Here is a 20911-nt window from a genome sequence, read left to right as displayed (position 1 = left end):
AATAAAAAGGCCGAACAGTAGTTCGGCCTTTTTTATATTTCTTATCCGTATTAGGACTTTTCTTTGTAGAGTGATTTTAATCTAAGCTGCGCTTTGCCAAGCATACTCTTAGGGTCATAACAGCCTTTATTATCGACTTTACCCACTTCAACGCCTGTTAATAATTCAATTGCCTCGTCTACATGGCTAATAGCCCAAATATTAAAACGACCTTTTCTGACCGCTTCAACAATGTCAGGTCGAAGCATTAAATTATGGATATTCGAAACAGGAATAATCACTCCCTGACTACTTTTGCGACCTTTAATTTTACAAACATCGAAGAAACCTTCAATTTTTTCGTTTACGCCACCAATTGGCTGAGATTCACCAAACTGATTCATCGAACCCGTTATAGCGATATCTTGCCTTAATGGTTGCTCGGCAAATGAAGACAACATAGCACAAAGCTCGGCCATGGTTGCGCTGTCGCCATCAACACCACCATAAGACTGCTCGAAAGTTAAGTGGGTCGACAGAGGGATCTTTTCGGTTTTACCCAAAATAGAGGCTATATAAGCCGTTAGAATCATCACACCTTTAGAGTGAATGCTGCCACTTAAGTCAACAGTACGTTCAATATCGAACACTTGTCCTTCACCAAATGAGGTGGTCGCGGTGATACGGCTCGGTGCGCCAAATTGGAAGTCGGTTGTCGACATCACCGACAAAGCATTTACTTGCCCGGTTCGTTTACCTTCTGTGGAAATCAATGTCGTGCCATTGACGAAAGATTGCATATAGTCATCTTTAGCACGACAAATTCTATTCTCTTTATTGGCTAACGCCTGTTCTACATGACTGACGCGGATCATATTGGCGTTCACTGCACGGGCACAGTAGTTAGCTTCACGCAGTAAATTAGCCGTATCCACTGAGTGCAGTGACAACATATTCTGATCATCAGCTTGACGAGAGCTAAATTCGATAATCCGAGCAATCGCTTTTCTATCACAATGGAGCATCTTATTACTGTGAATAATGCTCGAGATGAACTGCGCATAATGGGCTTCCGACTCATCGGTGCGCGGCATTCTATCTTCAAAGTCTGCTGTCACCCTAAATAGCTCAGTAAATTCAGCGTCATATTGCTGCAGCAGTTTATAAGTGGCAAAGTCTCCGAATAGGATGATCTTAACATCAAGCGGAATAGCTTCAGGGTCAAGAGAAATAGCTCCAGAAAGGGTCACTTCTCGCTCCAGTGACGTCAAGCTAAGCTTTCTTGAGCGTAAAGCACGCTTCAACCCATCCCATACATACGGGTGTTCTAACACCTTAACGGCATCAATCATTAACACACCGCCGTTGGCCTTATGCAAACTGCCCGGTCGAATGAGTGAAAAGTCGGTAAACACGGTGCCTTTATAGGTCGCCGTTTCTACATAGCCAAATATGGTGTGATAATTTGGCGTTTCTTCAACAATAATCGGTTGATAAGGCGAGTCTTGCGCCACCAGTACATTAATCTGGTAGCGCCTTGGCATTTTTTTACTCATTGAAGCGTAGGCTAGGGCGGCTTGCTCTTCGCTCTCTTCAAGGAATATATCGAGATTATCGAGAATGTCCTTATGCATCGCCTTGATATAGGCTTTTACATTGGCCTGTTCTTTATAGTTCTCTTTTAGTTTCGCAAAGGCCAGCGATAAAACTTCTTCAGCAACTTCCTCGTCGTGTTTCTGTTGCTTTTCAGAATACTCATCTTCCCACTCAGTGATCTTTCTGACTATGCCGCGAAGCTTAGCCTCCAGAGAGCTAATAGCGCCTTGCATGGCATCTTGCTCTTGTGGCGATAACATCAGATAGCTTTCTTCTGAGTGCGGTTCTTCGCCATTTAGCGCAACCAGTTCGTAATTGCCCTGAGGAGAAATAGACAGACCAATGCTGTGGGTTTTCGCTTCCTCAGTCAGCATCACTAGCGCTTCTTCTTGCTTTGCTGCTAATTGGTTTTTGAGTTTGTCTGCGCGGGTGTAATACATCTCGTTGTCAAACGCCAATGGCAGGCCCTTCGACAATTTGAGCATTAATTTTTCAATCTGTTTTTTAAACTTAAGCCCGGTTCCAGCGGGTAGAGTCAAGACTTTTGGGCTGCGGGTATCGTCAAAGTTGACTACATAGCACCAATCATAAAGCGTACGCCCGTTTGAGTTTTCTTTTTGACGACTTAGGTGGCGCAGCACCATGGTGCGCTTACCGAGGCCATTGCGGCCTAATGCATAAATGTTATAACCCTTTTCTTTCATTGAAAGGGCAAATTCTACCGCTTGTTGAGCACGCTCTTGGCCGACAATCTTGTCAAGCGGTTCTAAATGTTTGGTTGACTTACAGCTTGCTGGCAGCTGTTCAAGCCCCGAAGTTCGGTATAGTTGGTCACTACTGAGAGGTGTTATTGGCATAGTTGTTCCTCTTATGACGGTTAATAATTCTACTCTATACAGTTAGATAGCATTTATCCGCAAAAATATGGCCTAAATGAGCAAAATCACCTCGATAAGCTTTTAACTGCTGTATAAGTAGCCAAGTAGGACGATTAATAAGGAAAAAATAGCTGTTAATGAAGAATTAGTGTGGCGCATTTAACTAACTTTGCGACTTAATATTGGGATCTTTCCTACTATAAAGTCGCATATGAATCTGCCTGAGGCTTATATTCCTTTTAGATACTGAGCCCGTGTAGAAACTGACAAAGCTTGGTAAAACTGCTGCTCACTTTTGCAATCTGTTCGCTGTTGTAAATAGTCTTGAAAAGCATTAACTAAATCGATTTTCGGCCAAACAAAATCCGTCTTAGTTTCAATCGAACGCAGATCTAACAACAAGGAATCAAACTTGTTAGGGATATCAGTGACAATACTAGGATTAAAAAACAGCTCAGCACCAATCAGGTTATTATGATCGCGGCGCTTTTTATCAATGACAAAATCAATCTGCTTAACATTGGTAATGGTGGTGCGCTTTTTACAAACAGATAAACACTCATCATCCATCACTTGTTTATCGCACCCTGCTGACTGCAAGAACAAGCACTGACGACTGGTCAATAACAAGATAGGGTGCAACACACTGTAATGCAGACTAAATCCTATCGGTGCGTTTATTGGTTTTATCTGTTTTAGATTCAGTTCATTGGAAATGAAAGCGCCATTGCAACCCTGACTTTGTAAACTGGTTAAACTAAAAGAGTTGCTGGTATTAAGGTGTGGTCCTGCGATCCAATTAACTCCTAACTGTTTCGCGATAAATCCTACACCGGTGTTATTACTCACAATCTGTGTTTGTGGTATCGACTCCAATAAATGTGCAACGGCTTCAAACTCTTGCTCTAGCACAATAGCGCCAAACCAGGGCGTCAGCTCCGGTTCGGCATTAAAAAGTGTGATTAATTTATCAGACTCACAGGTAATTGAATCGGGTATCGCATAGTAAACTCTCAACGTTTGCGTAGTGTACTGCTGTTTAAGTGCTCTGTATAAAGCGAGCTCTTTTCGATTGCCAATCAATATTGAGCAAATGGTATTGCTACGCTCTGACTCAGTAGTATTTAAACAGGTGTAAGCTGCTGAACGCGCTTTACGCACCTCACTAAACTCAACGGGTTTAATAATGGCTTTATTGCCATTTAAATAACGCACTATTGCCATTTTCATCTGCGTTAATTCTTTAAACGGAAGATACACGTCGTCTGCAAATTGCGAGAAATCGATACTATCCAATTGATGTTTATAGGAATCAAGGTTTGAAAAGCGGCTAGTCAGTTCATCTTTTGACAGTTGATACTTGGTGGCAGCCGATAGCAGACTCGTCGATTGCACACTAAAGCTTGGGAGTTTGTCTGTGACAACAAAGACTTCAATGTTTAACACTCCATCCAATTGACCGCTAATCACCACTTTTATAGCCGGTTTGCTAATATCTAAGGGTTTAATCCGCTCGGCAACAGTGTCGATAATCAATGTTTTCTTATCATATAAGCGTTGCTTAACGACTTGTACAACATCTGCAGATGCATGTGGGTTGGATTGCTCTATCGCAGTGAAGTGCTGCACCGCATTGTCTCGAGGGTTATCGATATACATCTCTTTGCCGACTTTCCCTGACAAGTAACCATTGGTAAAGTCGCGGTTAAATACGGTGTAAAGTGCAGATTTGTCTTTAGACAGTGCTTGTTGTTGCTGTAACTGATCTATTTGCTTACGCCAGGTGCTGATCACGCTGTGCACGTAATGGTATTTTTTAATCCGGCCTTCAACTTTTAGCGAGTCGACGCCGGCGGCGACTAAAGCTTCTAAATCATCAAACGCTGAATTGTCTTTCATGTTAAGAGGGTATTGCGCGCCAACGTCAGTGATTTGGTATTGGTCGCGGCAAGGTTGACTACAACGGCCACGATTACCTGAGTTGCCGCCATGGGCCGAGCTAAAATAGCACAAGCCAGAAAAGCCGATGCAGTTAGAGCCATGAACAAAGACCTCGGTTAACATATCTAACTGATGCGCTTTTTCCGATAAGACCTTGATCTCATCAAGGTTGAGCTCTCTAGACAAGTTTGCACGGTTAGCCCCCATTTGCTGCAGAAATGACAGTTGGCCGCTATTATGTGTCGTTAATTGAGTAGAAGCATGAACTTCAAGCGTAGGGTAGTAGCGTTTCAAGATCTCAAACACTCCAAGATCCTGTATTATCACACCATCAATGTCGGTATTAACTAGTTGATTAAGTAGTTTAAAAAGTGCCGGCAACTCTTGTTCTAAAACGATAATGTTCAATGTTAGAAACAGTTGGCAATGATGCTGATGAGCGACTCTTAACAGTCCATAAAGCTGTTCGAAGTTAAGGTTTTCAGCACGCTTTCTAGCATTGAAATTATCAAGACCGCAGTAAACCGCATCTGCGCCAGCAACAATTGCGGCTTTAATAGAATCAATGTCTCCACCTGGTGCTAATAACTCAACATTTCTCACAGTTTTTGTCTCTCAGTCAAACTTACTTGGTACAGCAATCATAATTCTCAAATTCCAGCCGTTAGTCGCTCGACCTGAACTTGCAGTATATAGCTGTGTAATATGCAGGTAATTTTAAAGACTCGTAGATATCGTGGCTACGGTGCATGATTAACTTATTACTAAACTATGAGGTTGATCGGTTTACCATGTCGATTATTTTGGCCATTGTCTAAAACTATTGCATGAATCGAATTAACAAAGTGAGCATTTAACACATTTTTGATTAGAAGAACCCGAAAGTCCCTCGCTATCTGGCTTTTATACTCTCCAGCCAATTGATTAACGGGTTAAAACCTCTTAGGATCACTAATCACTTATTAAACGCCAAGACTGAAGTACATGAACAACGATACCAAACTCAACAAAGCCCAGCTTGCACTGTATTTTATCTATGACAGCCATTGCCCATGGAGTTACGCTACAACGCCATTGGTGAATGCGCTTAGTGATGCATTTCCGAAAATGCAATTGCATTTATTACATTGTAGCCATTTTGACGGTAGCGATAGTGCAGGTCTTGACCAAGTCGAAGCGGTGAAAAAGTGCGCCAGTGTTAAGTTTGGTAGAGAACATGTGCGTTACGCTAATAGCCCTAAAGATGCGACTAAAACCGCTAATCTTATGGCATGGCTTGAAACCAAACAGCCAGACAAATTGCTAACCGTGCTTAACGCGATTCAAAAAGCCCACTTTATAGATGGTAACCCGTTTACCAACAAGCATGATTTTAGCGAATTAGTATCCACCCACAAATTGTCGCCTTCAAATAAAATATTTAGAGACGGATTGATCAATGATGCCGAACAGATATTAGCGGGTATTGCGGAAATATATGAAGTTATCGGCACAACATCTTTCCCAGCGTTATTAATCACAGTTGATGACCAAGGGATCTTTATCGATCATTCAAAGTTTTTAGCTGCGCCAGAATCTGTCATTGAAAATGTACTACAAGAGATGCAAAACCTAGATTTGTAGCGGTTAATGCTGCTAAATATGTCGTTGATACAAAGCCTAGAATTAGGCTTTGTTGTATGACTTACCTAGGCTCAACAGGTTTTAGCCGTGCTGGGTTACCGACACCCTATAATGTGTAGATAAATCGAAAGAAAAGGATTTCAAAATGCAGCTTGTCCCCGTGACAACTGAACACCTCAAGCAGATGTTGACTTGGTTTAAAAGCCAACAGCAAGTCTTTCAATGGGCTGGTCCTAATTTTACTTATCCTTACGACCTTGCTAGTTTCACCGCTGATCTTTCACTAGAAAGCCTCGCGTCTTATGCACTTATCTCCGATGAACAAGAGTTACTCGGCTTCGGCCAGTATTATCGACGCCTTGAAAAATGCCATTTAGGCCGCATTGTTGTTAATCCGAGTTGGCGAGGCAAGGGCATATCCAAATCATTGGTGGTGCTAATTAACAACAAAGGACTGAAACAACTCAAGTTGCAACACAGCTCTTTGTTTGTGCTCAAAGATAACCAAGCTGCCATTAAAAGTTATTTGAAACTGGGGTTTGTTGTAAGTCTTTACCCTGAACCTTTACCATTAGAGCATTGTTTATATATGACTAACGAGAATAGGCAAGCTTAACGATTAAGTTACAGCATCACAGTAGGATTTATCGAGACTCTACACCGCCATAGATATCTATCGTTAATCCCCGCTGCTCGGCATAGTTCTTGGGCGTGAGTCCGATCTGTTTTTTCAAATGCCTTATTAAGTGAGGTTGATCGCTAAAACCAAATTTAAAGGCTACCTCTGCCCAATCAATATCCACAGCTTCGCGTTGATATAAATACTCCAGCATCGCCTCTAATTTGTTCATCGATTGGCACTGCTTCATGGTTAACCCCGTCACTCTGTTAAAGCTACGTTCCAAGGTCCGTTGCGAACAAAATAGTTTATCGCCAAGTTCCGAAATCGAGTGACTGGCCAATAGCGGCAAAATGTTACGGGTGAGTTCACTGTGTTGATCTTCAGTCGTTGAGTTAAACAGCGGCAATAGCAAAGTATCTAATTCAGTAATGCATCTATCAGAGTCCGTTTTTGCTATTTGCAATATAGTATCGACACAAAAATCTTTTTCGCCTAACAGCTGTTGTAAATCTACCTCTGCAGCTTGGTTCAAAGTAGGGTGCTTGTAAGCAGGTATATTGAGTGAATAAAGCGCACCAACTCTAAATTTAACCCCAAGGTAGGTAAAACACTGACGATGATCTAACTGTAACGTTTGTTGTTGTGGATACAGCCAATGACTGCCCATACCAGAACTTTCCTTAGGAGATGTTTGATAATGAAAGCGCTGCTGTAGTGGGCAAATGATAAAATGTGCAGCGGGCTCAGGATTTAACTTAGGAAAATTATTAATATCTTCAGTGCTATTTTTGTCTATGAGCCAATAACACTCTATGTACTTAGCAATGTGTTTATCTTTTGGGGAAACGACCCAACTCTGCATGATTTAAACCTTAATAACTGTATTACTAATTAGTATAAAGTAATCAGATGCAAACTGCAGAGAAGGGCGCTACAACGGCACAATTTACGCACTATTTAACTAGCCCAAAGGCCAATTAGATATTGCTATAAATGAAGCACTTAAATAAGCAACATAGGTGCAGCAGCTAAATTGAGCTTAGTGACAAAATAATTGATTAATCCTGCTTAAAATCAACTGTTAGAATTCGATGATTAGCGACCAGTCCGGCATTAGCTATCGCTTTCTGTGCAGCAATATTAGTGCTTTCGGTCGAGCATATTGGCAGCAAACCCATTTTGCTAGCTTGCATCACTAAAAATTTCAACACTTCGCGAGCAATACCCTGACCACGGCACTCCTTTGCGACAATAAACCCGAGATCAGCCGTTGTAGTTTGGAACTCATCATTGCGACGACATTCGCCAGTTGCTAGCACTTGCTGGTCTTTTTGATAATACCAAAGCTCTTTGCGGCTAATTAGATTGCCATAATAATCAGTAAGCCACTGCTCTGGTGCATTGATAGCTGCTACTGCAAAATCAACTAATGTATTGAGGGTCTCGGCTGACGCAAGCTGTAATTCTATTGAGTTGCTATCATTGTTGGCGATTGCTTTTCCAGCTTGCTGATACATTAGACTATTGACGCAAACCGCAGAACAGTTATCTAGACAGAGCGATAAGAATGCGGGCTCTGCGGTACTGACAAAGGCTCCTTTGACAGTGCCAATCTGGGCGCTATTTTGCTGGGCAATTAAGGTAAACAGATCGTTTGCATTGGTTTTAGCACTAGGCGAAAGATAAAACTGCAACATATAGCCTTCTGCATTAATACAGCAATAGCCGACTTGTTGTTGCGCTTCTACAAAGGCGTAATGTTGTGCCATAGGCACAAAACCGAACTGCCACATACCATCCAGAGGCGAGACTGATTGGTTATAATACTGCTGCTTTAACGCTGCTAATGAATCAAGCTCAGTGATTTTTTGAATATCTAACATGGCTCTGTACCTTGAGTTAAGAGTTAAGGTTTATTTTTAAGCAGAGCCTGCATGATTAACCCGCGCCGCTATGATGGGATGAATATTAACGTTGCAACAGAATGATTGATTGAACAAAAACGACAGTGTTGAATTATGAATAAACGTTTGCTTGCAGAAGAATGAAGCCAAGTGTGAAATATATGAGCCACCTTGTTATAAATAGCTTTTTTATATGCAGTTTTTTATATAAGTTTCTTAAATGGCCATCAACAGCTTTTGTAATAAATCTTGAACGATATAAACACAGTCAAGGCGATTAGTGCGCGCCTTGACTGTATTAAATCAACCAGTGTTAAACACCAACTCTGGCTTACTATCGTTATTTATCAGTTTGTTACGGTTAGTAAGCAACACCAATACGCTGCCTTGGGTGCTTATGTGACTCTAGCTCATCTATCATGGCTTTTGCGTAATCACTGACCGAGATTTTACTGGCACCATTATCATCAACCAATAGTTGCTCAGTACCTATGCGGTAGCTAGATAGTGCTTCTCCTGGAAATATTTCTGCTGCGGGCGACACGTAGGTCCAGTCTAAAATGCTTGCTTGTTGCTTGAAAACGGCTAAGGCTTCACCTTGAGCAATTGCTTCGGCCTTATAGTCTTGGGGGAAATCAGCGGTTGAAACGAGTTCAATACCCGGTGCTACCTCTAACGAACCCGCACCGCCAACCCAAAGTAAACGTTCAACATTGATTTGGGGCAATGTAGTAATTAACCGCTGTGCAGTCGCTTTAACAATGTCGTGATTTCCAAGCGCTCGGCCACCAATTGAAGCGATAACCGCATCGACGCCAGCAGCCGCATTAGTGAGTTGGTTATCATCAGACATTAGATCCACTTTACGCACATCAATGTCTGCAAGTTCTACTTTACTCGGGTCACGTACTAGAGCGACCACTTCATGCCCGCGCTGTTTTGCTTCATTAACGATGTGACTACCGATCCAACCTGTTGCACCCAAAATTGCTATTTTCATATGAATATCTCCTGCCATTAGATTGTTTGTTGATTACCGCAGCAGTTTAATGGTGATTATTATCGAGATAAATATGCAATAATGATGCAGTTTGTATCTAAAATGGTTACTAATAGGTTACCAATCTAGTGGCTAATCAACTTGTCTAACAAAGAGGATAACAATGGATAGACTCACCGCCATGCGCAGTTTTGTCGAGGTTGCTCATTGCACAAGCTTTACTAAAGCATCAGAGCGACTTAACTTGAGTCGCCTACAAGTCTCTCGTCATGTTAACGAAGTCGAAGCATGGCTTGAGCAGCGGCTATTACACCGCACAACTCGAAAAGTGAGCTTAACAACGGCCGGTGAAGCAGCGCTCATTCAATGCGAAAAGATACTTCATGAAACCCTGGCGCTTGAAGTGGCTTCTAAGCACCATACTCCCAGCTTGTCGGGCACAATTCGTATTGCCGCTCCTATTGGCTTAACTCAAAATATGCTAATTGATGCCGTAGAAGCGTTTACTGATAGGCACGCTGGCGTTAACGTACAGTTATTTGCTTCGGACCATTTTGCACAATTGGTCGATGAGCGCATCGATATAGCACTGCGTTATACCGAGCAACCAGCAGATAATTTGATTGCACGCAGACTGATGAACATTGACTCAGTGATTTGCGCATCCACTGAGTACCTCAATCAATTTGGCGAACCTAAAGAGATTAGCGAACTAGAAAAGCATAACTGCTTTTTGCACCTGGAAAAAACTCACTGGGAGTTTATTGAAGGTAACAGCCGTCGCACTATTGCGGTATCTGGTTCAATAAAAGCGAATGATCTTGGCGTATTAGTAAAAGCTGCCCAGCACGGCAAAGGTATCGTGTTATTGCCATGTGATCTTGCTAACCCACTTATTTCCCAAGGTTCACTAACAACAATATTGAACAACTATCAAATTCCTAGCAGCACCTTATGGGCCGTTTATCTGTCCCGCAGCTATCAACTCCCTGTTGTGCGCAAGTTTATCGATTTCTTAGCAGAGCGTTGGTCAAAAGATATCAACAGTTTGAAGTGATAGACGCTATTTTTAAAGCGCCTTGAAAACAGCGGTTAAGCTGTTCTCATTAAGCTGAGCAAAGCAGGATAGGGCGCTTAACACCTATTTGCCAGCGCCATTAGCACAAGAATTTAGCTCTGTTTTCGTTTATCGGCATCACAACAAGGTTTAAGGTTCAAGTTTAAGCATCAAGTTATTCAGCTTTAGCGCTACAGCTTGCTCCGTACTTACGGCATAATAGCGCGCAATATTAAACTGAGCGTTATAGAGAGTGGTTTTAATGGACACAGAGCAAGACAGCTACATGACTGAAGAGACACTAATTGAAACAGTCGAAAATCAAATCGCCGACGGCGAGCCTAGAAAAGTCAAAGAGACATTGATGCGTTTAGTTATGACCGGCACACCGCGTGAAGAAGCGATTGAGTGGATGGCCTGCGCACTGGCAATTGAAGTCAGTGACGTTATGCAAAATAACGCATCATTTAACCAAGTGCGCTATGCACAGCACCTTGATGCGCTGCCCAATCTAGATTGGATGGAAGATTAGTCGTAGCGACAATCGTCATCAGCTTTAGCCAACTTAAGCCCCGATAACCGCCGTTATCGGGGCTTTATTTATTGGTGAGGCGCTAACTATTCCTTGAAGACTTTTCAAAGTGCTTAAAAAATATTTTCCATTAGTAGCTATTGCTGCGGGTGTTGTTTGAACCGCTATTCGTATTCCTGTGGTTCGCCGCATAACCGGTTGAAGGGTTAGATAATGGCTGGTAGATTCAAGTTTTGCGAAACTTCATTGAGCTACAGGCTTGATAAAGGCGATAACAAGAGAAGTCTTAGCGCTGAAGGAATGGCAAACAAAGACCGATAATCACATTATCGGCAGCTTTATATCTATACCCAACCACATCCACACGCAGCTGCGCACAATCGACATAGAATTATGTAGAACTGTTTTTTTTGAACAATCTGCCATCAAAAAAATAGCCCTGAATAGGGCTAAGTTTTTCATAATTCACATTATGCAAAGTTAAACTTCTTATGTAAACTGATGACCTTATTCTGTAAACCAATCAATTGATAAATATAGGTATTTTGCAGTTAAATAGAGAGAGGCATATAATGTTTTTAGATTATAAATAATGGAGTATAAGATGAGCCAAACATCAATTATTCGTGCTGTACACGATAATATAGGTGTACATTTACAGCCTTTAGCTTTAGCTAGTTCTGATGAAAAAGTACTGTATATAACGCTTTCTGAAGAAAACAGAATAGATGAAGTATTTGAATACCTTAAAGGAGATACTTTACTCGAGGGTTATCAATTAGAAGCTCATAGGTGCGCTTTCACTTTTGGGCATGATAAATATGCGATTAAGTATAGAAAGCTGTAAAGGGATTATTAAGGGACGTGTCCCTTAATGCTAATAGGCCTGGTTTCACTTTATTGGGTTAAGCAGTACCGTCGATTATTGAGCTTTCCAATACAACAGACTACCTCTAATGACACTAGTTCTAATCAAACAGGCATTTTCCAATCCAGCGATACAAATAAGGGCTTAGGGTTCATTAAGGATAACTGGCGTTCACTTCACAATCTTAATGCGGATGATATTTGTGTTGGTTCTCTGCTTGTAGGTGAGGAGGCAAGGGCTGTTACTGGTACATTGTCAGACAGTGCGGCAACCATTCGTGATATGCCTGTTAAACACCTATTGAACAAAGATAAGCAATCTCAAATATTTGAAGTTAGAAAACAAACAGTACGTAAAACTGACAGTTTACTTATTGATAAACAATACCTGGAGTCTTTTGGGGATTTCATTCTTGACGACAGTTTTTGGCAAAGCTTGAAGGTATTTGGAAGCTGGATAGAACCGCTGATAGTGAAACAGTGGATTTGTAAGATGCAAAGCTTTGATTCAAACAAATCTCGGAACATTACGTTAGAGCAATACCACCAAGCCTTACAATGGATTGATGCTAAACATGATACTAAGTATGCCAGAAGCCGTGCTGATGAGATGATAACATGGGGTGTTCCCTTAGTATCAGTATGGAGTGGAAAGGCTATTAAGCACAAATACCATATTGATCATTGCATTCCATTCGCGCATTGGCCGAATAATGATTTATGGAACCTGCTGCCTACAAGTGATACTGAAAACCTCAATAAAAAAGATAGAGTGCCAAGTCAATTTATACTTAAACAATCTAAGGAGCGTGTTTTAGATTGGTGGGATCAAGCATGGGGTGTTGGGACAACTAAGCGGTCCTTTATGGTTCAAAGCGTAATGGCGTTACCTGGACTTAATGCTGATACCTCTAGTTTCAATGATGTTTTTGACGCTATGAGTATTCAAGTTAGTGGTATAAAGGGAAAACTGCTGGTCCCAGAGTGGACTCCAGCCTTTACCAATTGACAGTGACAAGGTGATGGCTCATTGTTTTTGAACCGTTCGCATCACTTGCCGATTTAGCAAGTTCAGAGACAAGTGCTTAGTGCATTAAATATACTTTTTCTGAACTGGCATAAGTCGCTTAGGGTCAGGTCTCTAAGAGATTTATGCCCCTTTTCGAGTTAACATATAAGTTCTCGCCTAGCCTTGCTACTAAAGGCATAGTACTTTATCTAATGGTTAGCGGGAGACACAATGCTCCCAAAATTCCCCATGCAAAACAAAAGCTTTAATTAATTATTCTGTTGATGATTTTGAAGGTGACTCTTGGCTACGTACTGCACCTGTTGTCAACATGGATCATGCTAATGCTGTGTATCATTTACGTGCCCATTACGGTAGTGATAACGCTCTAACTTCTATTCAGGTTTATGTTAATTTCCGTACTTCTGATTGGTATTTCTTTAATGATGCTGTTATGAAGGCCGAGAACGTTCGTTTTATTCCTATTGACCGTGAAGTCGTTTCAGGAGGCTATGTCCACGAAGACTTTGCTATTGAGATTGACTTTGAAACACTGAAACGTATGCCAGCTAAAGATACTTTGATTAAGCTGAAAGGGAAACGTGGAGAGTATGTGTTTTCGACTAACAAGTACTTATCATCAGCGTTCTTAGCAGAACTTGAAAAACGAAACATTTAATCTTTTTGATAAAGTTTAGCCTAGCAGAAACTTTCTTTGAAAAGTCTAATAAACCAGAGCCTTACCATAGTTTTTTCTTGGTTGAATACAAAAGCTAACTTCACTATCTACATGGAATATATAGTATTGTACAATTAAAAATCTGATCTAACATATAAAAGCAGATACTTTCATGGAATGGACTGACAACAATATTGTATCAATAGTAGGCTCTGTAGCTGCGGCATTACTGGGGGGAATTCCAGGTTCTATTGCATTATTCCAAAACAGAAATCGTGACAAAACAAAACTCGATATAACGCTGATCAAGGTTGACGATTTTGATGATAAAGTTAAGCAAGTCCACTCATATCAAGCTGGTAACGGTATAGATAAAATGCCTACAGGCTCTCAGGCTGAACCAATATACCTTGTCAATATTACTAACACTGGGATGCAACCTGCTTTTATTCAAGACTGCTTTATACTGCCCCACTCAACATTAGAGCCTATTCGCCCTAAGTCAATTAGAACTATCTCTAACTCTATCCATGAAACATACGACTTCAATGAAAAACAAATGCTAGAGATCCCATCCAAGAAAACGGTACCACTTCCTTTATACCTTTATCATGGGAAGCCAGTATTCTCACCTAAGAAAGTAATTGTTATTGATGGTGAAAATAAGAAATGGAAAGGCAAGCTAGACTATTAAAACAATCTTCTCTGCTAAATAATTGATTGTAAATTGAATTCAAAAGTGAAAGGCGGCATCATAGTTGAGAACACGGCTGAAACTGTTACATATTTTATTAAAGGTAGTAAGTTGAAGTTAGATAAATGCGGACTTTGTTTAGAGAAAAAAGAGCTTAAAAATAGTCATTTAATGCCAAAGGCTCTGTACAAAAAACTAAAAGGCGCATTTGATGGTGATGATTTGGTATTAAACCAAAGTCACGACAAATCATCTGTATACACTGATTTCCAAATAACAGCACACTTTCTCTGTGCTGACTGTGAATCACTGTTTTCTCGCCTAGGAGAGAACAGTGTTGTCTCAGAGTGTCACGGTGGCACTGACAAATTTCCTCTTCTACATCGAGTCAATGAAGCAAAGCACTTTGCAAGTATTCGTGGTGAGAGGTGGTTTAACCCCTTAAAGTGCGAGTTTTCCAACACTGAAAGATACCTGTATTTTGCTGCAAGTATAATCTGGCGCGCATCTGGATGGCCCGTAGCAAAAAACGCGAATCAAAAATCACTTGGTGTACATTACCAAGAAGAATTTCGTCGCTATCTTTTGGGGGAGCAAGGTTTTCCAAAAAATGCATACCTTGCTGTTTATATAGACTCTGACGAGGATATTGTACCGAAGATTTCTTTCCCAACATCATCAAAGAAATTAGGGTACCACCATCATATTTTCTACATACCGGGTATTAAATTTAGTTTAGTTGTGGGTAACGACGTTGGTGAAATCAGAAACTTGAGTTTAGTCGAGAACACTAAAGTTTTTTTCGTATCTTACAGTTTCAAAAGTCACCCTGATTATCAACTTATGGTTGGGGAACTGATGCACGAGTACAAGGCGAAGGGGCGTTTAGCTCGAGAAAAAAATGTATAACAACTATGACATCTAGAGTTAATTTCCCTAATCCCAAATAGACGAGTTAGGACTCTGTCGCTAAAACATTTCTGTCCAATTCTAAGCCCTGTACATGTTCCACTCTATTGTGATACCCAGTAAACTTAAGATGCTTGGATATATAAGCTATTACCTGTATTTATCAACTCATATCCCTACTTTACGCAAAGCTATCTGGTCGAAAGAGCAATTTTGTACAAACACCCACAGCTCTATTTCGTTATACTCTTAGTTGCAACACAACAAACAAGAAAGGATCCAGACAGACAAGCCATGGAGAACCATAACGAAACCAAAACACGGAACAAGACAATAGCACCGTCGAAAGAGCGGGCGACATACAGTGTTGCTGAAGAATTCGGCGGTATTGAAGTACTTGATGCTAACTACTATCACCAAAACTTTTCTCGCCACAGCCATGAAGGATACACAGTTGGCGTCATCGAGCACGGCGCGCAAAAATTCTATCGTACAGGCGGTAATCATATTGCACCGCAAGGCAGCATTATTCTGGTAAATGCCGACGAAGTTCATAACGGTCATTCAGCGACTGAGGGCGGCTGGTCTTATCAGGCAATGTATCCCTTGCCACAGCAGTTTGAGGCCATCAGCAAAGAGCTTAACCCCGGCCTTTCAGGAAGCGGGAACGGAACCCCATATTTTCCATCTCCCGTTGTCTATGACCCTGAGTTAGCTAACCAATTTCGCCTGGTATTCGATACTCTGAAAAAATCAGACAATCGGCTGCTGAGGGAAACCCTTCTGTATAGTGTCCTGACCAAACTGATGTGCAAACATGGCAAACGGTCTGTCACTCTTCAGGAAACACCCAAAGCACAACGACAGCTAAAACTGGTCAAAGAATTCATCGATGATTTCCCCAGTGCTGATATTTCACTACAGGAACTAGCTAATTTGGCTTCATTCAGCCCTTTCCATCTGGTACGGGCCTTCCAGAAAGCCTATGGATTCCCTCCTCATGCTTATCAAATTCAGGCAAGATTGCGACTGGCGACAAAGCTGATCAAGCAAGGGCACAAAGTCTCAGATGCGGCCCAGGAAGCGGGCTTTCATGATCAAAGCCATTTTCACCGTCACTTTAAGAAAGCCATGGGTATCACGCCGGGTCAGTTCGCCAAACAGGTAAACTAAGCAAAAGCGTACAAGTTTTCTCGCTTCCCACACCCTACAGTGGATTAAAACCAACATAACGAAGTGAGGAAAATATTCAATGCAACCATTTGTTTCATCAGACAACCATACCCTGTGCGGTAAAAGCGAAAATAAATTTAAACTGTTCCGGCAAGGCGCAATGGCCGTCAGCCCTCTCTGTGTTGCAGTCATTCCATGGGGGCTGCTGGCGGGTTCCTTTGCTGTTGATATTGGCCTAGACATTTTTCAGAGTCAGGCGCTATCGGCAATTGTCTTTGCCGGCTCAGCACAGTTGGTCGCAACCGGGTTAATAAACGCAGGCGCTGGACTGGCGACAATCTTGATCACCACCCTGTTCATAACCTCAAGGCACCTTCTCTACGGACTGACTATGCGCAATACAATCAGCCCACTACCGTTACGCTGGCGGCTTGGCCTTGGCTTTCTGCTGACCGATGAGCTATTTGCAGTATGTGGCCATCAATTACCGAAGACGTTCAACCGCTGGTATGCACTCGGTGCAGGACTTTGGTTCTACATCTGCTGGAACCTGGCTACTTTTGTCGGAATTGTTGCCGGTAAATTTATCCCGAATCTGGATTTGTTGGGGCTCGATTTCGCCATTGCTGCGACGTTTATTGCTATTGTGATCCCGACCATAAAAAACATCTCTGTTTTGATTTCAATTCTGGTTGCCTTGGTTTTGTCTGTGACTTTGCAGGCTTTTAATGTTGAAGGCGGACTGATGATTGCCAGCCTGGCAGCCATGATTGTCAGCTATAGTTACGACAAGGTATTCGGTAAACAGAAAAATAAATCAGGAGAAGATGTATGATCTGGTTAACTATTTTCCTGATGACCTTTATTGTCTTCACCAGCCGTTATATGTTTCTGGCACCCAAACTACCGTTAAAGCTCAATGCCGAAGCACAAAAACTTCTGAGTTATTCCAGCCCGGCTGTATTAACAGCTATCTGGGCACCAATAGTGTTTTTACATGAAGGAAAACCGGATCTCAGCGCACAAAATCCATACCTGATTTCAGCGGTTATTGCAGCTCTGATTGCATGGAAAACCAAGAATGTCCTCGTCACCGCAGTGATCAGCATGGCAATCTTCTTCACACTCACGACATTTGCCGGGCTTTAAGTACGCCCTAATCAACATCGAATCGAGTAGGGTGAGGTGGAGATACCTCAGCCCTTATATATCTAAACGACTTCAAGATACAGGCTTGAGCTTATTAGACTAAAGATAGGCTTTAATATGGTGAAGCACCGTTGTGTTATGGAGCCGAAGGGCATCGGGAATCATTGCTACACTCCACAACCATCAGTAGCCCAAAGTACCGCTTTAATACGATCACAAACACGTTTGTCACGATTGGTATAGCGTAAATGTTTAAGCTCTATCTTCTATTCTTTGGTTAGGGATACGTCCTTGGAGAAGAGTATAATTCTCTTATCTTAAAAATCAAACATCTTCAATGAACACGGGGATAACTAGTTTTTATTTCCTTCAAGTCAGACAGAATCCGTTGACTCGAAACTGCCCCCAAACGTGTTTAAGATTGATATTCTTTGGGTAGCACTTTTTAGGCTATTATAAAACTTATACACCCAGTAATTATTATGAATAATTTTTAAGTTATAAATAGGACGCAAGGTCTCTTTCAAGTAAACCTGTGCTTAAACAACTACCTGTAGTGCTTATATTCGCACCAGTATCCCAATTCCTTGCATTAACGTAAATCATACCACTCAAATTCATACGAACAGTAGCCGTATCATCAGTTTGCTGACGAACAATTACATTAAGTAATAAAGTTTTAGTGTTACCTAGCATTTGGTAAGTACCACTTCCAGATACAGTTCCACAATTAAGCTCATTATTGTCAACTAATAGTTTATGTTTTGCGGTCACGATGCCTGACTCTTTATCTAATTTGTCTATGGTTATGTGATTAGCAGCAAACCAATCAATAACGCCATTCCAAGCCTTATCATATCCGCCATCAACTGTAATAACTTTATTCTCATCAGTTTGTGTTGGAGGTATGATATTTACTGCTGCAGCACAGCCTGTTAACGCAAAAATAGGAACTAATAGTAATAATCGCACTGTAACCTCATAAAAATATAAGTTGATAAGTTGAACTAAGTTCTCACTTAATTCAATTGAAGTTGTATAGTTTGCACAGACTTCAATAATAAAACTAAAGATTTTCGATATAAAATGTTAGAACAAACAATTTAAAAACAGCTGTAGATCAAATAAGTCTCAGTGCGCAACAGAATTTAAACAAGTAAGAAAAATTTAAATATTTTTGTAACCCTCCCTTAAAATCAGAATGTTTTAAATAGAGTTTTCCATTTACACTAAACCAAATGGAGAATCACATGAAAAAGACACGTTTTACAGAAAGCCAAATCATCAACATCCTCAAAGAAGGTGAATCAGGCGCCCTTACTGTGCCTGAGTTATGCCGCAAACATAATGTTGGTCAAAGTACCTATTATAAATGGAAATCGAAATACGGTGGGATGCAAGCCTCTGATTTAACCCGTATGCGTGAATTAGAAGCTGAATATGCCAAACTTAAAAAGATGTTTGCAGATGTCAGTTTGCAAAACATGGCACTTAAAGACATTGTTGAAAAAAAGCTATAAAGCCAGCAGAGCGGAAGGTGTTAGCCCACTATGCCATTAATGAATTTGGCCTAGGTGTTGTGTTGGCTTGTGATGCGCTAAGTATTAGTCGTTGCACATTTTATTACCAACTCAAGCGTATCGATGATAATGGGGCATACCTTGTAAAGACCCAAAAAGAGTCGCAAGTTCAGTCATACGAAGCTCATATTCTCCACAGGTAAGCCTCTAGTTATGAATGTTCTATAAACCAGAAAAGGGCGCTTTGATTTGGGGCCAGGTGTTCAAGTATGGAACCGTATAGGAATTATCCGTTTTTAAGCTACTAAATACAGTAGCCACAACATGCATAATTACAGAAGATAACTCTGTTTATGACTCTAGGCTTTCAGGCCATAACATTCTTAAAGTTATTGAATTTATTCGTAGATAGATAGTTGCTATCGCTTAATAAAACTTTAAGTAAATTTGGCTTAACTGAAATAGTTATCACAACAGCGCTAGATTTTGATGAATCAAAAGCTAACTATTATTTACACTAAAATTTTGTGCGCGCTGTGTGGCTCCTTTAAAAATTTGCTTAGCTCTGTCCGTAGAATTCACACAGCGCTTGGGGAGATTGGTTTATGTAAACTGTTTTACTGGAAACTTTGTGTTTAGAAGTACAGGCGTTCATGCCGAAGAGAGCCTTCGATGACGTCCTTATGATTACCGTTAGTTAACTCTAGAACTCTAAAACTTTAAAGTGATTAGATACAAAAAGTAGTGGCTAACTGATATCTATGTTGAAAGTTTACCTGCTTGATAATACATGTAGTTCAGCAATTAAAATTTCTGCGTCACTGATTGAGACAATCAAATTATCAGCATGGTTTCAGTAACTGAATTTACCCACAATGGAACATATTTAGAATTAAAGGTACGACACTCGTTTTCTTTAGTTTGGGCAGAATTCTCTGTAATTGGCTTAACTATTTATCTATGTTCAAAAATGAAAATGTAAAATTTACATATAGAATAGTAAGTTAAAAGGCTCATGGTATAACATGTCGTTAATGGAAAAAATCTCACCGTGCCGGAAAATCTCAACATGAGTGGCGATGATCAAACAGACTTATGAAACTTTTATCTATCGACACCCTATTTAACATAATATACATTGTACGCATACTTGGATTAATGCAGTTGGATACAGATATATGCCGATATTGAGGCGCTGCTGTGTTGATTCTGCAGTACTGAGCCTCACAAACTATAAAAACAGGCACACAGCACACGCTGTATTTTTCATCCTTTTAGTAACGGCTTTAATTGCTTACAGTATGATTAACCGATTCGTACTCAATACGTTTGTGGTTTGTGGTTTGTGCTACGTGTTGAGGCTGTCACTAAACAGCCTCAGTTTTCATGCAGCAATAAAAGGCTTTATGGCTGTTGGCATTCCATAATGACTTTCCATCGACTGCTTTTCCAAGTTTTAGCTCTGTTAGCCACCAGTATTTAAGCTCAGTGAGATTTTGTTTTGCGCTGTTTGCGCTGCTAACGTAATCGATGCCACGACTTCACGAATTTTTTCTGCAGCTATTCCTATGCGGATTTTGGTCAAGCACGTTTGCAAAGTTGAATTTGTATTTGTTGAGCGCGGCAACTTAAATAACTGCTTGCTTAACAGATTAACACGACTAGTAAGGACTGCAGATTACAGCTGCCTATATGCATTGCGCATATAATCACGGCTAAGTCGCTGTGCGTACTAGACAGCAATCGATGTTCGCTCAATTTGAACATAGCGATTAACTT

The 20911-nt window shown here is 40.9% G+C and carries 19 protein-coding genes and 1 pseudogene; 13 read left to right on the top strand and 7 right to left on the bottom strand.

Translation table 11 applies throughout. From position 1 onward, the window contains the following. Positions 1 to 50: 50 nt before the first annotated feature. Together AB4135_RS07135 and AB4135_RS07130 are read right to left on the bottom strand one after the other, a co-directional pair. On the bottom strand, positions 51 to 2432 hold the full coding sequence (locus AB4135_RS07135) for a Lon protease family protein (RefSeq protein WP_371991548.1): 2382 nt from the start codon (positions 2430 to 2432) through the stop codon (positions 51 to 53). A 249-nt stretch (positions 2433 to 2681) separates the two neighbouring features. Then, positions 2682 to 4997 (bottom strand): peptidase U32 family protein, encoded by a 2316-nt coding sequence (locus tag AB4135_RS07130; RefSeq protein WP_371991547.1) that lies wholly within the window; start codon positions 4995 to 4997, stop codon positions 2682 to 2684. Positions 4998 to 5378: 381 nt separating this feature from the next. Between AB4135_RS07130 and AB4135_RS07125 the strand changes: the two genes are divergently transcribed. Both AB4135_RS07125 and AB4135_RS07120 read left to right on the top strand, forming a co-directional pair. Next, positions 5379 to 6017: a protein-disulfide isomerase gene (locus tag AB4135_RS07125; RefSeq protein ID WP_371991545.1), complete on the top strand. Its 639-nt coding sequence runs from the start codon at positions 5379 to 5381 to the stop codon at positions 6015 to 6017. A gap of 145 nt (positions 6018 to 6162) precedes the next feature. Beyond that, positions 6163 to 6633 carry a GNAT family N-acetyltransferase gene (locus tag AB4135_RS07120; protein ID WP_371991544.1) on the top strand — a complete coding sequence of 157 codons (471 nt, stop codon included), beginning with the start codon at positions 6163 to 6165 and terminating at the stop codon, positions 6631 to 6633. 28 nt (positions 6634 to 6661) lie between these two features. Here the strand turns inward: AB4135_RS07120 and AB4135_RS07115 are convergent, their stop codons facing one another. From AB4135_RS07115 to AB4135_RS07105, 3 genes are all read right to left on the bottom strand, one after another. Further along, the gene (locus tag AB4135_RS07115) at positions 6662 to 7501 is read right to left on the bottom strand and encodes a helix-turn-helix domain-containing protein (RefSeq protein ID WP_371991542.1); all 840 of its coding nucleotides are present in this window, start codon (positions 7499 to 7501) and stop codon (positions 6662 to 6664) included. A gap of 196 nt (positions 7502 to 7697) precedes the next feature. Then, positions 7698 to 8522 (bottom strand): GNAT family N-acetyltransferase, encoded by an 825-nt coding sequence (locus tag AB4135_RS07110; protein ID WP_371991540.1) that lies wholly within the window; start codon positions 8520 to 8522, stop codon positions 7698 to 7700. Between the two features lie 382 nt (positions 8523 to 8904). Further along, positions 8905 to 9543: an NAD(P)-dependent oxidoreductase gene (locus tag AB4135_RS07105; protein ID WP_371991539.1), complete on the bottom strand. Its 639-nt coding sequence runs from the start codon at positions 9541 to 9543 to the stop codon at positions 8905 to 8907. Positions 9544 to 9706: 163 nt separating this feature from the next. On the opposite strand from AB4135_RS07105, the gene AB4135_RS07100 reads away from it, so the two are divergent. The 10 genes from AB4135_RS07100 to AB4135_RS07055 all read left to right on the top strand — a co-directional run bounded on the left by AB4135_RS07100 (position 9707) and on the right by AB4135_RS07055 (position 17612). Further along, positions 9707 to 10600 (top strand): LysR family transcriptional regulator, encoded by an 894-nt coding sequence (locus AB4135_RS07100; RefSeq protein ID WP_371991537.1) that lies wholly within the window; start codon positions 9707 to 9709, stop codon positions 10598 to 10600. A gap of 262 nt (positions 10601 to 10862) precedes the next feature. Continuing rightward, positions 10863 to 11132: a hypothetical protein gene (locus AB4135_RS07095; protein ID WP_371991535.1), complete on the top strand. Its 270-nt coding sequence runs from the start codon at positions 10863 to 10865 to the stop codon at positions 11130 to 11132. A gap of 604 nt (positions 11133 to 11736) precedes the next feature. Beyond that, complete coding sequence (locus AB4135_RS07090) at positions 11737 to 11979, top strand: hypothetical protein (protein ID WP_371991533.1); 243 nt, start codon at positions 11737 to 11739, stop codon at positions 11977 to 11979. 78 nt (positions 11980 to 12057) lie between these two features. Beyond that, the gene (locus AB4135_RS07085; protein WP_371991532.1) at positions 12058 to 13008 is read left to right on the top strand and encodes an HNH endonuclease domain-containing protein; all 951 of its coding nucleotides are present in this window, start codon (positions 12058 to 12060) and stop codon (positions 13006 to 13008) included. A 349-nt stretch (positions 13009 to 13357) separates the two neighbouring features. After that, positions 13358 to 13687 (top strand): hypothetical protein, encoded by a 330-nt coding sequence (locus AB4135_RS07080; protein ID WP_371991530.1) that lies wholly within the window; start codon positions 13358 to 13360, stop codon positions 13685 to 13687. 172 nt (positions 13688 to 13859) lie between these two features. Further along, positions 13860 to 14381, top strand: a complete 522-nt coding sequence (locus AB4135_RS07075) for a hypothetical protein (protein WP_371991528.1) — start codon at positions 13860 to 13862, stop codon at positions 14379 to 14381. A 33-nt stretch (positions 14382 to 14414) separates the two neighbouring features. Continuing rightward, a complete protein-coding gene (locus AB4135_RS07070; protein WP_371991527.1) occupies positions 14415 to 15290 on the top strand; it encodes a hypothetical protein in 876 nt (291 codons plus the stop codon). A gap of 294 nt (positions 15291 to 15584) precedes the next feature. Further along, positions 15585 to 16463 carry an AraC family ligand binding domain-containing protein gene (locus tag AB4135_RS07065; protein WP_371991564.1) on the top strand — a complete coding sequence of 293 codons (879 nt, stop codon included), beginning with the start codon at positions 15585 to 15587 and terminating at the stop codon, positions 16461 to 16463. Between the two features lie 79 nt (positions 16464 to 16542). After that, the gene (locus AB4135_RS07060; protein WP_371991525.1) at positions 16543 to 17298 is read left to right on the top strand and encodes an AzlC family ABC transporter permease; all 756 of its coding nucleotides are present in this window, start codon (positions 16543 to 16545) and stop codon (positions 17296 to 17298) included. Beyond that, positions 17295 to 17612, top strand: coding sequence for an AzlD domain-containing protein (locus AB4135_RS07055; protein ID WP_371991523.1), 318 nt, complete (start codon positions 17295 to 17297; stop codon positions 17610 to 17612). The genes AB4135_RS07060 and AB4135_RS07055 overlap by 4 nt, the downstream gene beginning before the upstream one ends. A gap of 102 nt (positions 17613 to 17714) precedes the next feature. Here AB4135_RS07055 and AB4135_RS07050 read toward each other — a convergent pair. Then, positions 17715 to 17875: pseudogene (locus tag AB4135_RS07050) on the bottom strand (IS630 family transposase); the annotation flags it as partial. A 235-nt stretch (positions 17876 to 18110) separates the two neighbouring features. Next, positions 18111 to 18584 (bottom strand): hypothetical protein, encoded by a 474-nt coding sequence (locus AB4135_RS07045; RefSeq protein WP_371991521.1) that lies wholly within the window; start codon positions 18582 to 18584, stop codon positions 18111 to 18113. Positions 18585 to 18862: 278 nt separating this feature from the next. On the opposite strand from AB4135_RS07045, the gene AB4135_RS07040 reads away from it, so the two are divergent. Continuing rightward, entirely contained in the window at positions 18863 to 19132 is a 270-nt protein-coding gene (locus AB4135_RS07040; RefSeq protein WP_371991519.1) for a transposase, read from the top strand. Positions 19133 to 20911: the final 1779 nt, after the last annotated feature.

The sequence above is a fragment of the Shewanella sp. 10N.286.54.B9 genome, from assembly GCF_041468565.1.
Classification (GTDB): domain Bacteria; phylum Pseudomonadota; class Gammaproteobacteria; order Enterobacterales; family Shewanellaceae; genus Shewanella.
Note: the sequence above shows the minus strand (reverse complement) of the source record. Positions and strands in the feature narration are given on the sequence as shown.

Bases quoted from the DNA above. Each gene is read 5' to 3' on its own strand.
- AB4135_RS07135 (WP_371991548.1), bottom strand. From the start codon at position 2,432: ATGCCAATAACACCTCTCAGTAGTGACCAACTATACCGAACTTCGGGG.
- AB4135_RS07125 (WP_371991545.1), top strand. From the start codon at position 5,379: ATGAACAACGATACCAAACTCAACAAAGCCCAGCTTGCACTGTATTTT.
- AB4135_RS07120 (WP_371991544.1), top strand. From the start codon at position 6,163: ATGCAGCTTGTCCCCGTGACAACTGAACACCTCAAGCAGATGTTGACT.
- AB4135_RS07115 (WP_371991542.1), bottom strand. From the start codon at position 7,501: ATGCAGAGTTGGGTCGTTTCCCCAAAAGATAAACACATTGCTAAGTAC.
- AB4135_RS07110 (WP_371991540.1), bottom strand. From the start codon at position 8,522: ATGTTAGATATTCAAAAAATCACTGAGCTTGATTCATTAGCAGCGTTA.
- AB4135_RS07105 (WP_371991539.1), bottom strand. From the start codon at position 9,543: ATGAAAATAGCAATTTTGGGTGCAACAGGTTGGATCGGTAGTCACATC.
- AB4135_RS07100 (WP_371991537.1), top strand. From the start codon at position 9,707: ATGGATAGACTCACCGCCATGCGCAGTTTTGTCGAGGTTGCTCATTGC.
- AB4135_RS07095 (WP_371991535.1), top strand. From the start codon at position 10,863: ATGGACACAGAGCAAGACAGCTACATGACTGAAGAGACACTAATTGAA.
- AB4135_RS07090 (WP_371991533.1), top strand. From the start codon at position 11,737: ATGAGCCAAACATCAATTATTCGTGCTGTACACGATAATATAGGTGTA.
- AB4135_RS07075 (WP_371991528.1), top strand. From the start codon at position 13,860: ATGGAATGGACTGACAACAATATTGTATCAATAGTAGGCTCTGTAGCT.
- AB4135_RS07065 (WP_371991564.1), top strand. From the start codon at position 15,585: ATGGAGAACCATAACGAAACCAAAACACGGAACAAGACAATAGCACCG.
- AB4135_RS07060 (WP_371991525.1), top strand. From the start codon at position 16,543: ATGCAACCATTTGTTTCATCAGACAACCATACCCTGTGCGGTAAAAGC.
- AB4135_RS07055 (WP_371991523.1), top strand. From the start codon at position 17,295: ATGATCTGGTTAACTATTTTCCTGATGACCTTTATTGTCTTCACCAGC.
- AB4135_RS07040 (WP_371991519.1), top strand. From the start codon at position 18,863: ATGAAAAAGACACGTTTTACAGAAAGCCAAATCATCAACATCCTCAAA.